We start from the raw sequence: 16332 nt of genomic DNA on the forward strand, positions 1-16332 counted from the left end.
GTGCGTTGATTCCAGACATATTTGTTGTTTTCTGGCAGTGGTCATGAGTCAATCCTTGCTGATGGAATAATGACCATAGTTCATATGCCAGACTTTAAAAGGGGCAGTGGATCAGATTGGGATTGGTGTTGCTATGCAGTGAAACTAACAGGATTGATGGTTTCTTAAGTATGCCTGTCCTCTTTTGGCTGTCCTCTTTTGGCTCTCTTTTGTACCCATCCCACAAAATCTTGTCCAACGCTATATTGAGAGAAATGTGAGCTAAAGATCCGGACGGGTGTTGATGTTCGGCCATCCGGACACGAGAAAAAGCGGCCTTTTAAAGGCCGCTTCGCTAAAGTACCGATCTACAAGCGGGAATTCAGAACGTACATCCCACAATTCACGTCAAACTCCGTTGTAAATCAGGCAGCATCCTTCCAAAAAGTAAGCCCGTATCTAAAGATAATGACGGTGATTTATCCAACCATTAAGTTACCCTTAGCCGCGCTTATCATTTTATTGGTTTTTATTATAATCCCTTTATATATTGACCGTTCATTGTAGGATAAACAACTTGTTCAAGTTCCGATTTTGAATCAGGATTTCCGTTTAAGAGATTTTGGAAAAGCTGTATAACGCTTGCTTTATCTTTCTCAATTTGAGTTTCAGTTGTTATGTCCCTTAGATCAATAAAGAAACTAGAAAACACGTCCGGTATCTCTGAAATAATATCTGTGTTTAAGAAATTATTATGGCTATAGATGCTATTGTGATCACCTTTTTGTTTATCGATTACAAAAGAAGCTTCTTTCAAATTAATAATTGATGCGGATTTTTTGCACTTTTTAAGGCATTTTGCATCAAAATTCTTCTTCTTACATCCTGTTGTCTGATGAAAAAAGCATTGTCTGCTCGTCATCAGTAAAATCGGGTGATAGATACTGTAGTGCAGCGTGAAGTTATCTGGACTCACAATTTGTTTTATTTGCTTTTTATTTATTTCATTTGAAATAAATGAGCCACAACAATTGAACTCTTCTTTCATGCATAAAAGGCTGAAGGAATTCGTAATGTTCAGGTATGGCCCGGCTATCCAGTTAATTCCATTTTCATAGGCTTTGTAAGCGATTCCGGTATTGTTCGTTACAATGAGTTTTGGTTTCACCTGACCAAGAAATTCTATCGCAGCGGTATAGTTTTCTCCGATCAAAATCGATGGGAACCATGGAATTAATTTTTCATTATTTAAAAACAGCTCAACAAGTTGAGAATATTCGCCGTGAATAGAATCAGGAAGCTGATAATAAATATCCGCTGATGTGGAATTACAAAGATCGACATCTTTTTTATCAGATATGAGTACTGAAAGTGTCGGCTTTATCTTTAATTCATCCTGATTCGACAATGCTGGTTTTTTTAATACCGGCGTTTCAATTGGAGCAATTCGCTCTTTTGAACCATTTAGAAGAAATGCAATTCTGTCTTTTGTTTTCGTTAGTTCTTTAAATGGAACAAAAAGATCACTCTGAAGATTATCGATGTCTAATGCTTCAACACAATATTCAGCATCATTTAATGTCTTAAATCTTTTTTCTATACTATTGTAATCTATCGTGTATTTGTCAGCATTAATCAGTTTGCTTTCTGAAAGCACATCAAATGAAGTGTCTGGTGTTTTTACCGATATTTTCAGATGGCTATTAACCTCTCCGGAAACACTAATTGTTAAAGGGATTTTATCGATATTTAAATCTTTGATTTTTTCCGTGACCGTTGTGATTATCTCGGTTTTGTCATCATAAAGTTTTTGCTTAACTTCCTGAACACTTTCATCGGTCGAACAACCATAAACTTCAGAGAAATGTTTAACTGAATGATCACGAGGGTTATCAATAAACATGTTTTTATTAATGTCACCCTTTAAATAAGAGTTTGAAAAGTCCCTATTGAACACTTTATATAGCTCTGTGTTATCGCTAAGTAACTCATTATTATTGCAGAAGCTTTGGATCTGTTTTCTCCAGTTATCCACTACTGTATATACGTAGTGAGATTTTTTGATCCTTCCTTCTACTTTCAAGGAGTAAACACCAGCATCAGCGAGCTCTTTTAGATCAGAAAAAGCTGAGTTATCTTTAAGGTTAAGAGGGTAATCTTTACCCGCCGATGTCGTTAAATACTGATCTCTACACGGTTGACTGCATCGACCACGATTTCCTGAATTACCGTTACGAACAGAACTTATATAGCAAAGCCCTGAAAAACCAATACAGTATGAACCATGAACAAACACTTCCATTAAGACATTATTTTCATGTCCAACTTGAGCCAGGTGCTTTATCTCAGTAATATTTAACTCTCTTGATAAATTCACTCTACTTGCAGTCAGCTTATTTAAAAAGAAAATTTGTCCGTCATTATGCGTATTAGCCTGTGTAGACGCATGTACATCAAGGTCTTTAAAGTGTTTTTTCAATATATAAAACAGACCTAAATCTTGAACAATAACACCATCAATCTTTGTATTTACCAACTTATTGAGCAATCGTATAATAGCTGGAATTTCGCTTTCTAATATAATTATATTTAGTGTTAGAAAAATTTTACAATTGTTTTTGTGGGCTAGTCTTACGATGCCATTTAAATTATCAAATGTTATATTTGTTGCTCGATTTCTGGCATTAAAATTATCCAGACCACAGTATATCGCATCAGCGCCTGCTACAATTGCGGCTTTTATAGACTCAATATCGCCACCAGGTGCCAATAATTCAAATTTGTTTTTCATTGCGATATAACCCACTAGTCACTTTTCACTCTATTTTAGTGGGACATATTTTACCCGTATCTATTCATCATTGTCTATAAAAGGCCAAATAGCTGCCTCGTTTGTCGTAAACAGCCAGCGTGTATTACCCTAATTAGCAACGCTGAAGTATATAGAAAACATAGCCATAGCTGTCTTCCGAAATCTCAAACATGTCGATTTCTGCAAGCGTTTCTGCTGCCAAATCTCTGACAGCGGCATCCGTATGATCGACAAGAGCCTGGGCTCGCAAGCTAAGAATGTCGTAATGACCTTTGATCCAATGTTCTCGCGGTAGCTTATGGGTGGTCAGCACTTTGTAGCCCGCACTCTCTGCTATCTCGATATTACGTTGTACTGACTGCATTTCAGGGTATGCCTCCTGAAAAAATGTTTTCGCCTGGGCAGGTACTTGCTCTCGTAACCATGACAGCTCGCTAGCCACCAACAATCCGTTCGGCGTTAGCAATGGTGCCCAGATCGATAGTGCATTGGCAAAACCAATATTGTAAGCGGCCCCTTCCGACCAAAGCAGGTCAATATTATTAAATTTCTGAGTCAGATCTTGCATGTCCATACAGTGTGGTTGGACGAGATCTTCAAGGCCGCCCTCTCTCGCTCGTCGCATAAGGTCCTTTAAGAACGGCTCATACACATCGACAGCCTGAATCGGTGTCCCAAGGGCTTTTGCTAACGCTAGGGTTTGGCGACCCGTTCCGCACCCGGCATCAACAACAAGGCGATAAGTCTGGTTTGGAAGAAGGGCTAATACTCGCAGGGTTTCCGTATTATCACCGGGGCCAAGCTTTTCCATGCCGCCATAAAGCAAATCTATGGGATCATAATTGGTCAAAATACACCTCCGATTCCTTGTGCCTAACACTGGGCTAATACAATAAGTGTAACTGGTATTATGCAAATAAGTTCATTCTAGTTCGTATTAATACTGTTTTTATTTGTTGGATAAAATATCTTTGCCGGTAAACAAAAAAAGGGGTAACCAGTGGCTAACCCTTTTATTTGAATCGTTAGATCCTAAGTACATTCATTACATTATTAAACTGGCGACTTAACCGGTTCACCTTCAGCGATGTCATCAGCTTGTGGTCTTTCATGAGCGTTATATTTCTTCTCCCAGAAGTCAGCATTTTTGATGCCTAACTTAACAGGGTTAAAAGTATATTCAGTCACACCGGCTTTTTGCTGCGCTTCATAATCTTTCAGCGTTATCAGTGCTGGTTTAGACATGAAGAAGATAATAACGATACCGACGATGTTCAACCATGCCATCAGGCCAACACCAACATCACCCAGTGCCCACGCCAGATTTGCGGTCTTAACGGTGCCGTAGAAAACGGCAACCATCAGTACAATTTTCAGGATAAACATCAAGCCTGGCACTTTAAACGTACGGCGGATATAAGCAATGTTGGTTTCCGCAATGTAGTAGTACGCCAGAATAGTGGTGAAGGCAAAGAAGAACAGTGCAAATGCAATGAACGGCTTGCCGATACCAGGCATCGTGCTTTCAATCGCCATCTGGGTAAAGACCGGACCATTGGCACCGATGTCGGCAGCAAGGTTTTGAACAAGGAACACGCCTTCGGCACCACCATGTACATTGTAAGCGCCAGTGATAATAATCATGAACGCAGTTGCCGAACACACCAGCAGTGTATCAATGTAGATTGAGAACGACTGTACCAGACCTTGCTGAGCAGGATGTTGTACATCTGCCGCTGCTGCTGCGTGAGGACCCGTACCCTGACCCGCTTCGTTAGAGTAAACACCACGTTTAACACCCCAACCGATTGCAGCACCAACACCCGCCATAGGCGTGAAAGCATCACCAACAATCATGGCAAAAACAGTAGGTACCTGACCGATATTAAGCAGGATAATAACGAAAGCAACAATGATGTAAGCCAGCGCCATGAAAGGAACAACTATCTGGGTGAAGTTCGCAATACGCTTAACACCACCGAAAATGATGAAGCCCAGAATAATTGAAACCATAGTACCGGTCGCAATCTTGGCAAAACTAAATGTACCAACCGCCGTTTCAATCATTTCACCAGTGCCGAATGCAGCTTCTACTGCATTACCAATACTGTTTGACTGAACACCAGGCAGAAGCACACCACACGCGAAGATAGTTGCGATGGCAAAAATCCATGCATACCACTTCTGGCCCATTGCTTTTTCGATGTAATAAGCCGGGCCGCCACGGAACTGACCGTCTTCATCTTCTTCTTTATAGATCTGCGCAAGCGCGGATTCTGTATACGCTGTCGCAGCACCCAGGAAGGCAACAACCCACATCCAGAACACCGCACCAGGACCACCGAAACCGATAGCCGCTGCAACACCTGCAATATTACCTGTACCTACACGTCCCGATAGAGAAACTGCTAAAGCTTGAAAAGAGGAAATACCTTTATCGGAACTCTTGCCAGATAATAGAAGCCTCCACATCTCTCTGAAATGCCTGATCTGGACAAAACGAGTAGTCACGGAGTAGAACAAACCCGTACCTAAACAAAGGTATATCAGCACCGGGCTCCATATTATTCCATTTAAAAAATCCACAAACGACTGCATTAAAATCTCCCTGTCTTGAATACATCATTGGTTAATGTTCAGGCAGCATAATAAGCAAAATGTAAGTGAATTGTTAAGGATTTTGTTTTTAAACTTTTGTTAACGTGACAGGAAGCACAAATGAGTAACATTAGCGCAACAAGCGATAGATTAAAATATAACCAGCTCAATGCATGGTTATTCATGCTATCTGGGTAATACCCTTGGTCGGGTATACTCCTCCCAGACCATATAACTGTAAATCGGAAGTTTAATGCTCAGAGACTGGAGAGGCTAACTAACTGTTTTGTATAACTCTCTTGGGGTTGGCTGAATAGCGTTGCGGTATCCCCTTCCTCAATAACCTGGCCGTCTTTGAGTACTAATGTGTAGTGGCACAGCGATTTCACTACATTTAAATCATGACTGATAAACAGATAACTCAAGCCGTACTTTTGTTGTAATGATTTTAGTAAGGCGAGCACCTGAAACTGAACAGTGCGATCCAATGATGATGTCGGTTCATCAAGCAAAATAAAGTCCGGCTTAAGCACCAGTGCCCTTGCAATCGCAATACGCTGGCGTTGTCCGCCGGAAAACTCATTAGGGTAACGGTGACGCGTTTCCGTATCTAGCCCCACCTCTTCCATCGCCAGACAAATGGCCTGATCTTCTTGCTCCGGGGTCATGGGTTCATGAACTTTCACCCCCTCTCCGATGATCTGTGCCGCAGACATCCGCGGGTTAAGAGCTGAAAATGGATCCTGAAATACCACCTGCATACGCCGACGCAGCGGCAGCATTTTTTTTCGATCAAAGGTCGATATGTCTTTTCCCTCAAAGACAATACTGCCTTCACTGTTAAGTAATCGTAATATTGCCATTCCCGTGGTTGATTTACCGGATCCACTTTCACCAACCAGACCGACGCTATGGCCCTTACGAAGCTGAAAACTGATATCCGTGACAGCCTTGATATGGCCTTTAACCCGTTTAAGAATACCGCCTTTAACCGGAAACCAGACTCGCAGATCTTTTGCCTCAAACAAAACAGGGGAATCTTGCTCAACCGGTATCGGCTCACCTTTCGGATCCGATCCAATAAGTAGACGGGTATATGGATGGCTCGGAGTCGATAAAATGATCTCTTTACTATCCGTCTCTACCACACTGCCGAGCTGCATGACTGAAACACGATCAGCAATGCTGCGGACAATACTCAAATCGTGCGTGATAAACAGCATCGCCATTCCGAGCTCCTGTTGCAGCTCTTTCAGCAAGGCGAGGATTTGCGCCTGTACCGATACATCGAGGGCGGTTGTCGGTTCATCCGCTATCAGTAATTCCGGCTCATTGATCAGCGCCATGGCGATCATAACTCGCTGACGTTCACCACCTGATAGCTCATGCGGAAATGCGGAAATGCGGCTTTCGGGATTGCGGATCCCGACTTTCTTCAACCAGCTCAGCGCAATTTCTTCTGCCTGACGCTGACGCATTCCACGGTGAATCGACAGCGTTTCACATAACTGCCGACCAATTCTATGGAGCGGGTTAAGTGACATCATCGGCTCCTGGAAGATCATGCCGATACGATTCCCCCGAAGGCCCCGCATCTGCCGCTCACTGCACGTCAGCATATCAATACCGTCATACTTGATTCTGCCACTGAGGTAGCGGGTCGTGGCCTTAGGCAACAGACGCAAGATAGCATTCGCTGTCACTGACTTACCAGAGCCACTTTCTCCCACTAACGCCAGTGTTTCACCACGGTGAATCGACAGAGTGACCTCCTGAATCACCTGGGTAACCTGTTGCCCACTCTCAAATCCAACCGCTAAGTTTTCAATGGATAATAATGCGTCTGTCATAGCACCTCTCTTATTTCTGATGATGCGGATCAAAGGCATCACGAACCGCTTCACCAACAAAGACGAGCAGGCTTAGCATTATCGACAGCACCACGAAGGCAGAGAGCCCTAGCCAGGGTGCCTGTAAATTGGTTTTGCCCTGCGCCAGTAATTCACCCAGTGACGGTGAGCCGGCAGGAAGGCCAAAACCCAGGAAATCCAGTGACGTTAATGTGGTGACCGAGCCACTGAGGATAAAAGGCATCATTGTCAGTGAAGCAACCATGGCGTTTGGCAACATATGACGCAGCATGATCCGACTATCGCTAACACCCAACGCCTGCGCCGCTCGTACATAATCAAGATTTCGACAACGGAGAAACTCAGCCCGTACCACACCCACCAGCGTCATCCAGCTGAACAACACCATGATGCTGAGCAACCACCAAAAATTTGGCTCAACAAAACTCGACAATATGATGAGTAAAAATAAGGTTGGCATCCCCGACCAGACTTCGATAAAACGCTGGCCAAGCAGATCAAGCCAGCCGCCGTAATAGCCCTGACAAGCGCCCACAACAACACCAATCAAGGTGGAAATAATGGTCAGAGCAAACCCGAACAGGACCGATACCCTGAAACCGTAAATAATGCGTGCCAGCACATCTCGCCCCTTATCATCCGTTCCCAGCCAGTTTACGCGGTCAGGAGGCGAAGGCGCGGGCCCAGACAGGTTGTAGTTGATGGTGTCATAATGAAAAGGGATCAACGGCCAGATCATGTAACCGTCAGCTTCAATCAGATCCACGACATAGGGATCAGTAAAGTCCGCTTCTGCTTCAAACTCCCCGCCAAAATCGGTCTCGGCGTACTGCTGAACGATTGGGAAGTACCAATCTGATTTAAAATTAATCACCAGCGGCTTGTCATTAGCAACCACCTCAGCCAAAAGGCAGATCACAAACAAAACAGCGAAAATCCACAACGACCAGTAACCCCGTTTATGGGCCCGAAACCGTGACCATCTTTCCCTTGTTATCGGGTTCATCGTTATTGGTTTTATCTTCATTGCTTTTGGATTCAGCTTCTTTGTTTTTGGGTTCATAATGGCTAGCGCCCCTCAAAATCAATGCGAGGATCGACCAGGGTATAAGTAAGATCTGAAATAATGTTCAGCACCAACCCCAGCAACGTCATGATATAGAGAGAGCTGAAAACCACCGGATAATCACGCTGAATGGTTGATTCAAACCCCAGCAGACCTATCCCCTCTAACGAGAACATCACCTCAATCAACATCGCGCCGGTGAAGAAAATACTGATAAATGCGCTGGGAAAACCGGCGATAATGATCAGCATCGCATTGCGGAATGCATGACGGTACAGAATGCTGCGTTCGTCCAGCCCCTTGGCACGGGCAGTTACTATATATTGCTTATTAATTTCATCCAGAAAGGAGTTTTTGGTCAGCATGGTCAGGGTCGCGAAGCCACCGACCACCATCGCCAGAATTGGCAATGTCATGTGCCAGAAATAGTCCGCCACCTGCTGATACCATGTCATCTGTGCAAAATCTGATGACACCAGTCCCCGCAGCGGAAACCAGCTAAAATAATTACCACTGGAAAAGACAATGATGAGTAAAATTGCAAACAGGAAACCCGGTATTGCATACCCGATAATAATGAGCGCGCTACTCCAGATATCGAAACGCGAACCATGCTTTATCGCTTTGGCTATCCCGAGCGGGATAGAGATAAAGTAGATGATCAGCGTACTCCACAGGCCAAGGGAAATCGAGACCGGTAACCGCTCTATGATCAGATCAATCACGTTTCCGCCTTTAAATAAGCTTTCGCCGAAATTAAAGGTGGCATAGTTTTTTAACATGTCGAGATAGCGTTCGAGCAGTGGTTTATCAAAACCAAACTGCTTCCTGATCGCCTCTACGACTTCCGGATCCAGACCTCGCGAACCGCGATACCCCGAACTCTGATCGCCGGGCTCTGCAGACTGAACTTCCTTACCGCCGCCGACAAAGCGCTCCATAATGCCGGACGAGTGCCCTTCAAGGCGGGCGACAGCCTGCTCTACCGGCCCTCCCGGCGCAACCTGAATAACAAAAAAATTAATGGTGATGATCGCCCACAAGGTGGGAATAACCAGTAACAGACGACGAAAAATATATGCTGTCATATTAACTACATCACAATCTTATGGGCTTATATACCCTTCATGCTTGAAATTGCAGGCTGCATTTCCAATGCATGATGGGTACAACAATGACGACTAACGCCGTTTTTCTGGTAATTTTCGTGCTTTTTCTTGATCGATCCACCAGGTATCCTGCCCGAGTTCATACTTTGGCCTGATCGCCGGGCGAGAAAACTTATCCCAGCTTGCGACCCTGAATTTACTAATATGCCATTGGGGAATGACAAAGAAATTCCATTGCAACACCCGATCCAATGCCCGGCCATATGCCAGCAACGCGTCTGGATCTTGCTGGTTGTCGGCGATCTTTTCGGTCAGGTAATCAATAGCCGGATCCCGAACACCGGCAGTGTTATAGGTACTGTCGATAAATTTGCTATTCCAGGCAATTAGCAATTTTGGACTGGGATAAGGATTAGCACCATATCCGGCAGAGACCATATCAAAGTCACGATCGCGCACTCGCTTAATATATTGCGTGGTATCAATCGTGCGAATTTTCATTTCGATCCCCATCTGCTTCAGGTTTTTCTGTACAGGGATCGCCAGACGTTCTGTGCTCGGACTATAAATCAGTAGCTCAAATGTAAACGGCTCGCCAGTCTTCACGCTGGTCATCTTCTTATTTTTCAGCTCCCAGCCCGCCTCTTTTAGCAGCCCCAGAGCTTGGCGGATCTGGGCCCGAATACGGCCGGAACCATCAGTCACTGGCGGCTCATAAAAATCGGTAAAAACACGTGGCGGTATCTTGTCTTTAATCGGCTCCAGCACAACCAGTTCAGCTTCTGAAGGTAGTCCTTTTGCTTCATAGTCGGTATTCTGAAAAAAACTACGCGAACGCTGGTACTGATCATAGAACAAGATTTTATTCATCCATTTAAAATCCAGGGCGTAGCTCAACGCCTCCCGCACCCTTGAATCACTAAAAAATGGACTGTCGGTATTGAAAACAAAAGCCTGCATAGCCTGAGGGATCTGATGGGGGATCTCTTCTTTACGAATATAACCTTTGTCGAAATTTGGCCCTTCATACATGGTCGCCCAGAACTTTGCCACGTTTTCCTCACGAACGTCATACTCACCGGCTTTAAAAGCTTCCAGTGTGACCGTTTCATCACGGTAATAGTCATAACGAATGGTATCGAAATTATTACGGCCAATGTTAACGGGTAAATTCGCAGCCCAATAATCCTTCACCCGCGCATACGTCACACTTTGCCCTGGTTTGTAATCGGCCACTTTATAACTGCTGCTACCCAGCGGCGGTTCATTTAATGGCTCCCCAAGATCTTTGTCTTTCCAGTAATGGGCTGGCAACACGGTCAGATTCTGCACCAGAGAAAGCAGCACTTCGCGGTTCGGCTTTGCCATCTCAACCCGAGCAGTACCAACGGATACAACCGTCACTGATTTCACATCCTTATAGTAAACCTTGTACTGTGGTACCCCTTGCGTCATGAACTTACTGAAGGAAAACGCCACATCCTGCGCGGTGATCGGATTACCGTCATGAAAACGCGCCTTCGGATTGATATCAACTTCCATCCAGGAATAATCATCTGAATAACGGACCTTTTCCGCAATCAGCGGATAATAACTGTCAATTTCATCAGCCGCCGCGACAAACAAGGTGTCATACATTGCTTCTGCACGTGCGGCAGAAACACCGCGGGTCGCGTATCGGTTAAAATTATCGTAAGTGCCAACTTGAGCATAAGTAACAGTGCCACCTTTCGGTGCTTCAGGGTTCACATAGTCAAAGTGGGGAAAATCACTGGGGTATTTTGCCTCACCAAATCCAACAAGGTGTGTAGATTCAATCACTTCAGAAGCAGCAAGCTGAACGCTTGTTAACATAAAACAAAGTACAAGTGCCCAATTCCTTCGCATAATCATCTCCCTATCCTTTTTATCCACCAACCCTGTAAATCAAATTCTTTTTACTTTTCATTATTCTACGATAGGACAGTAATCGTGATTCGACAAACGCCAGATAAGAAAGGACTGTCCTTTACGCTTTAATAATAGCGATATCATTAATCGTAAACACAACCAATCATTAGCTGATTCTATTGATGCAAAACTTGACTCGCCTCAAAAAAGAAGCACCGCTGTCTCACTTCAACGCTAATGCCACTAATCAATAGCCACGCGTTATCAACCTCAATATAAAACACTGTATTTTATATTAATAATAAGATAACCTCCACGGCTTGAAATTAGCTATGGTGATAAAATGAAAAAACTACTTTTGGCAGTTCTTGCTGTAACCCTATTGAATGGTTGTGCTCAGCAGACATTCGTAATGTCGAATGAATCAAATGAAATTAAACAAGAACAACCAACCCACTTTTTTATAAATGGTTTAGCTCAAGAAAAGGAAATTGATGCCGTATCTGTCTGTGGCGGTTTAGATAAGGTGGCAAAAGTTGAAGTTCAAGAAACCTTCTTTAATGGCTTTTTAAGAACTGTGACATTTGGTATTTATACCCCGCGCGAAGCGAGAGTGTACTGCAAGGTATAAAACTGATTTTTTAAGTTGCCTCTAGCCTGTTTCTTGACCACATGATTTCAATTCGTGATCATGGGCGCATATTTTTACTTTGTGATAAAGGTTGAATATGCTTAATCTATTGATCATGCTAATATTTCCCGTTTTTTATCCACCGGGTAAATATCGTGACAGGTAAACAGGCATGCCGCTAAATTCTTCGTTAACCAGACTCATCAACACTTTTTTAGTGATCGGGTTATGTTTTGGGGGGATTTTTTCTTCACAAGCTTCCTTGCTGGATGAATACCTTTCCGAAACGTGGACCAGCCGAGATGGTCTGCCTCACAACAGCATTAATGCAATAAGCCAAACACAAGATGGCTATCTGTGGTTTGCAACCTGGGAAGGTATTGCCCGCTTCAATGGCCGAGAATTTAAGATCTTTACCAGAGGCCCTGAAAGCGCACTGATCGATTCAGGTGTTCAAGCTCTTTACGCTGATCCTGATGGTGGGTTACTCGCAGGTGGTGCCAGAGGTGGCCTGATTTATAGAAAACCTTACAACTGGCAACCTCTCCCCCCGTTCAAAAACCTTGTTAACACCGTTTTGCGCCAATCTAACGGCGGTATTTGGATCGGTTTACGGGGAGAAGGCCTTATTTTTCGTGCTCACGACAAAGCTGAAAACCAAGTCATTTTACCGGCACTAAGCGTGTACCATCTTTCATTTCGTCAAAATGGTGATCTACTGGCATCAACTAGCCAGGGTTTGTACCTCATTTCATCCAACAAGATTGAAAACATCAGCCAATCAAATGGACTAAAGAACGCTCCTGTTTATTCTGGCATCGAAGATGCGCAAGGGCGTATTATCTTTGGTGGAGAAAACGGTGCCTGGCGCTATCAAAACGGTCAACTTTCTCGTATTCATGACAAATTAAATAACATTTTTGTATCCAATATTCTAATTGATGACCAGGACAATTACTGGTTTGGCACGTTTAACCAGGGCATTTATCGTTTTTCAGCTAACAAAGTCTCTTCGTTAACTGAACTTAATGGGGTACCCCATAACCAGATCTTATCTATCTATCAGGATCGTGAAAGTTCAATTTGGGTGGGTACTCACACCGGACTTATCCGCTTGCGTCAGACACCTTTTAGTACATGGGATAAAACAAGAGGGCTGGCAGGCGATTATATCCGAACCGTCCTCGCTTTGGATTCCGGCGAAATCATCGTGGGAGGCAGCCGTGGATTGAGTGTCATTCAAAACAGACAAAACCGTAATTATTCCCCTTCAACTTCAGACGATTTGGCTCCTGAAACGCTCTCGGTAATGAGCTTAGCTCCCCGGCAAAAAGGCGGAGTATGGGTTGGTTCATATAATCACGGCCTGTTTAGCTTCGATAACCAAATGCTAAAGCATGTTGATCTCCAAGGTTTACCCGCGAACGTAATTCGCGCCATTGTTGAAGACAACCAGGGGCAATTGTGGGTTGGTACAACAGCCGGGCTGGTCAAATACTCTACCGATGGTACACACCAACTGTTTACGACAAAAGATGGTCTCCCTGGTAATTTCATCATGGCACTTACATTGGATGAACAGGGGAATGTCTGGGTTGGAACGGGGGTTGGTGTCGCAGTAATTAATCAAAACCAGGTCAGAAGCCTAAACCTGCAACCACTTGAGAAAGCCGAATTCGTATTCGGATTTTATGCCCAAAAAGAGTATATGTGGATGACCACCGATCGTGGGCTTATTCGTTACCGCTTTTCAGATCAAAAACTAAGCATTATTGGACAGAAAAATGGTCTTCCAATTGATAAGTTATTTCAAGTTATCCCTGATCGAAATGGATATCTTTGGCTCACCTCTAATCGCGGTATCTGGCGGGTTTCGGCAGATGAAGCCAATGCCGTCGCCGATGGAACGAGATCTCGCATCAATTTCGATCATTATAATGAGCTAGATGGAATGGCAACGGCCCAGCTTAATGGTGGTTCGAACCCTACTGCTGCCATCGATTCTTCAGGTCAGTTATGGTTTGCGACAGCGAAAGGCGTGGCATCCACTCATCCCCAACGTTTCAAACAACTCGTGTCACCCATATTCCCGACGATCATAGAACGAGTACGAGGTGCTCAAACATGGTTGAACTTAGCTGATAACCAACCCTCTGTTTTACCCGCAGGAAGCCAGCGAATGACATTTGATTTCGTAGGGCTTGGTTTTATTTCTTCTCAGCACATACGCTACCGCACCAAGCTAGAGGGGCTCGAATCAGAATGGATTGAAAGAGGTTCGCAAGGGTTCGCCGAATATACAAACCTTGCACCTGGGCATTATCGCTTTATTGTTAACGCGTATTATCCTTATCACCCGAATGAAATAAACCAAGCAAGCTTTTCTTTTCGTATTCTTCCCCACTGGTGGCAAAGAAAGAGTATCCAACTTGGACTAGCCTTATTAGTCATCCTCTCTTTTGCCTTGTCCGTCTGGTGGAGGCTCCGCCTTCTCAAACAGTCTGAATTAAAACTAAAATATGAGGTTGAGCAAAAAACCCAAGCCCTACAAATGCAAGCCTCTGCTTTTGAAAAACAGGCCAGGGAAGATCAATTAACCGGTTTGCATAATCGTCGCGCATTTGATGAATGGATTGACCAGGTCATTTCAACATCTCGGCCAAATACGGCGCTATCGATCGTGATGTTAGATATCGATCACTTTAAGAAAATCAATGATACCTACACCCACCTGGCCGGTGACCAAGTTTTACGAACCGTTGCTAAGGGTCTTAAGCAGTTCAGTCAAAATGACTGTTTTATTGCACGTTGGGGAGGGGAAGAGTTCGTAATGGGTATTGTTGGTTGGCAGCCACATGAAGTGCACGCTTTATGCGAAAAAATCAACTTATTAGTTAAAGAGCAAGACTACAGCCGAATTGCAGAGGATTTGTCGGTCAGTATAAGTATCGGGATCGTAAATGCTGATACTTCATACGATTTTGCGCATCTGCTTTGCTGTGCCGATAAAGCATTGTTTAAGGTTAAAAAATCAGGGCGCGATGGGCTTTTTGTTTATTAGCCTTACGGGTATACCCAAGTGAACTCAAGATGCTCGTTTCAGCGAGATTTTATTGGCTTCTAGGTAAGGCACTGATTTGAAGACATAGTGGTTCTACGTCAATAATCAGCAACGCGGCATAGAAGTCAATAAAACTCGCCCTTTGGGAGTGAGTCAGCGTGCCCACTTCGGCGTCAAATGAGCTTGAAAGGGGCAACCATTCCTGTGCTCATTTTCCTTGAATTGAACTCGCTGAGCTCACTCTGAATCCTGCATCTTGAGGTCACTTGGGTATATATTCCATGATAACGCCAAGCCGGTTGGTTCTGGCGTCATCTGAAGCTTGTCTTCTATCTCAACGTCAGGGAAACAGCAACAACCAAACACTTGCTAGAAACAGGCGTTACCGTTACCATTCCCCTCAATTCTGGTAATGAGCAAGACACAGCACCACTGTGACGTCATTCAGTGTGTACTGAGCTTCATTCCACCCAATTTATAAAAGCCTGCCGACAAAGCAGGCTTTTTCTATTAACACCTTACTTCAGTGGTCCAACTCGTTTTATGTTAAGCGTTCAGGCCCATTCAAGGTACACAGGAACTCGTCATGTCTAAATTTTTCTTCAAAGGTCGTATAGAGAAGAAGCCAAAACACTCAAGCTATGGCTTCAACACCAACCGTAGTGCTAAGCCAGGTTCTGAAGACTTTCCATTATCTCTGACAGTGGTTAGTGAAGAGCGAAAAGCTGAAGTTGAAGCGATTCTGGAAGAGAACACTATTTTTGCCACCATCGAAATCAATGCTGATGTAGAAGAGAACATTGTCGATCTTGAAGCGCTTCTGAATAAGCCAAAAACGACGACGTTTGATAAAACACCAAACCGCAACGATCCTTGTTCTTGTGGCAGCGGCAAAAAATTCAAGAAGTGCTGCGGTAAATAAAAAAGTTATTATTTAGCTGAATACTGCCTGAGTACCTCTTCATAATGGTTTTACTGTGTGACAAGGTACTCGCAGATTTTCACACTAATCATCTACATTTTGTTCAAGTCTAATTAAACACACCTGTAACATTGATTAATTTTCTCCTCTCTTTTCTTCACCTTCATTATCTCTTCTTGATCTCTATTTCAGCCCTATCTCCTCGCACTTTGACCTGGTAACTTAATAACACAACGGAGCAAAAAAATAGAAATGTACAGGGTAATGTAGTTATATTACATCATGTTATCCCGCCACACCTGTTCAATCACGTTAAACCAGCCTGTTAACAGACCATGATTGGTCATATTCCACCCTCCTCATTGGCTTTAATTGTGAAAATGACTGTTTCCA

General features: G+C 43.8%; 10 protein-coding genes. 3 read left to right on the forward strand and 7 right to left on the reverse strand.

Going from position 1 to position 16332, the window contains the following annotated elements; translation table 11 throughout:
* Positions 1-511: 511 nt before the first annotated feature.
* The 7 genes from L4D76_RS01045 to L4D76_RS01075 all read right to left on the reverse strand — a co-directional run bounded on the left by L4D76_RS01045 (position 512) and on the right by L4D76_RS01075 (position 11328).
* Positions 512-2770 carry a peptidase U32 family protein gene (locus L4D76_RS01045; RefSeq protein WP_428439076.1) on the reverse strand — a complete coding sequence of 753 codons (2259 nt, stop codon included), beginning with the start codon at positions 2768-2770 and terminating at the stop codon, positions 512-514.
* 133 nt (positions 2771-2903) lie between these two features.
* Positions 2904-3641 (reverse strand): SAM-dependent methyltransferase, encoded by a 738-nt coding sequence (locus L4D76_RS01050; protein ID WP_428439077.1) that lies wholly within the window; start codon positions 3639-3641, stop codon positions 2904-2906.
* A gap of 203 nt (positions 3642-3844) precedes the next feature.
* The gene (locus tag L4D76_RS01055; protein WP_428439078.1) at positions 3845-5389 is read right to left on the reverse strand and encodes an alanine/glycine:cation symporter family protein; all 1545 of its coding nucleotides are present in this window, start codon (positions 5387-5389) and stop codon (positions 3845-3847) included.
* 257 nt (positions 5390-5646) lie between these two features.
* A complete protein-coding gene (locus L4D76_RS01060; RefSeq protein WP_428439079.1) occupies positions 5647-7239 on the reverse strand; it encodes an ABC transporter ATP-binding protein in 1593 nt (530 codons plus the stop codon).
* A 10-nt stretch (positions 7240-7249) separates the two neighbouring features.
* On the reverse strand, positions 7250-8287 hold the full coding sequence (locus tag L4D76_RS01065) for an ABC transporter permease (protein ID WP_428439322.1): 1038 nt from the start codon (positions 8285-8287) through the stop codon (positions 7250-7252).
* Between the two features lie 41 nt (positions 8288-8328).
* Positions 8329-9414 carry a microcin C ABC transporter permease YejB gene (locus L4D76_RS01070; protein ID WP_428439080.1) on the reverse strand — a complete coding sequence of 362 codons (1086 nt, stop codon included), beginning with the start codon at positions 9412-9414 and terminating at the stop codon, positions 8329-8331.
* Between the two features lie 93 nt (positions 9415-9507).
* Positions 9508-11328 (reverse strand): extracellular solute-binding protein, encoded by a 1821-nt coding sequence (locus tag L4D76_RS01075; protein WP_428439081.1) that lies wholly within the window; start codon positions 11326-11328, stop codon positions 9508-9510.
* 340 nt (positions 11329-11668) lie between these two features.
* On the opposite strand from L4D76_RS01075, the gene L4D76_RS01080 reads away from it, so the two are divergent.
* The 3 genes from L4D76_RS01080 to L4D76_RS01090 all read left to right on the forward strand — a co-directional run bounded on the left by L4D76_RS01080 (position 11669) and on the right by L4D76_RS01090 (position 15939).
* A complete protein-coding gene (locus L4D76_RS01080; protein ID WP_428439082.1) occupies positions 11669-11956 on the forward strand; it encodes a Bor family protein in 288 nt (95 codons plus the stop codon).
* A gap of 172 nt (positions 11957-12128) precedes the next feature.
* Positions 12129-15017: a ligand-binding sensor domain-containing protein gene (locus tag L4D76_RS01085; RefSeq protein WP_428439083.1), complete on the forward strand. Its 2889-nt coding sequence runs from the start codon at positions 12129-12131 to the stop codon at positions 15015-15017.
* 586 nt (positions 15018-15603) lie between these two features.
* Positions 15604-15939, forward strand: coding sequence for a PBPRA1643 family SWIM/SEC-C metal-binding motif protein (locus L4D76_RS01090; RefSeq protein WP_428439084.1), 336 nt, complete (start codon positions 15604-15606; stop codon positions 15937-15939).
* Positions 15940-16332: the final 393 nt, after the last annotated feature.

It is taken from the genome of Photobacterium sagamiensis (assembly GCF_050337085.1).
Taxonomy (GTDB): Bacteria; Pseudomonadota; Gammaproteobacteria; order Enterobacterales; family Vibrionaceae; genus Photobacterium; species Photobacterium sagamiensis.

What these genes read in the sequence shown, in the direction of transcription:
- L4D76_RS01055 (WP_428439078.1), bottom strand. Translation starts at nt 5,389, where the DNA reads ATGCAGTCGTTTGTGGATTTTTTAAATGGAATAATATGGAGCCCGGTG.
- L4D76_RS01090 (WP_428439084.1), top strand. Translation starts at nt 15,604, where the DNA reads ATGTCTAAATTTTTCTTCAAAGGTCGTATAGAGAAGAAGCCAAAACAC.
- L4D76_RS01070 (WP_428439080.1), bottom strand. Translation starts at nt 9,414, where the DNA reads ATGACAGCATATATTTTTCGTCGTCTGTTACTGGTTATTCCCACCTTG.
- L4D76_RS01075 (WP_428439081.1), bottom strand. Translation starts at nt 11,328, where the DNA reads ATGATTATGCGAAGGAATTGGGCACTTGTACTTTGTTTTATGTTAACA.
- L4D76_RS01085 (WP_428439083.1), top strand. Translation starts at nt 12,129, where the DNA reads ATGCCGCTAAATTCTTCGTTAACCAGACTCATCAACACTTTTTTAGTG.
- L4D76_RS01060 (WP_428439079.1), bottom strand. Translation starts at nt 7,239, where the DNA reads ATGACAGACGCATTATTATCCATTGAAAACTTAGCGGTTGGATTTGAG.
- L4D76_RS01045 (WP_428439076.1), bottom strand. Translation starts at nt 2,770, where the DNA reads ATGAAAAACAAATTTGAATTATTGGCACCTGGTGGCGATATTGAGTCT.
- L4D76_RS01065 (WP_428439322.1), bottom strand. Translation starts at nt 8,287, where the DNA reads ATGAAGATAAAACCAATAACGATGAACCCGATAACAAGGGAAAGATGG.
- L4D76_RS01080 (WP_428439082.1), top strand. Translation starts at nt 11,669, where the DNA reads ATGAAAAAACTACTTTTGGCAGTTCTTGCTGTAACCCTATTGAATGGT.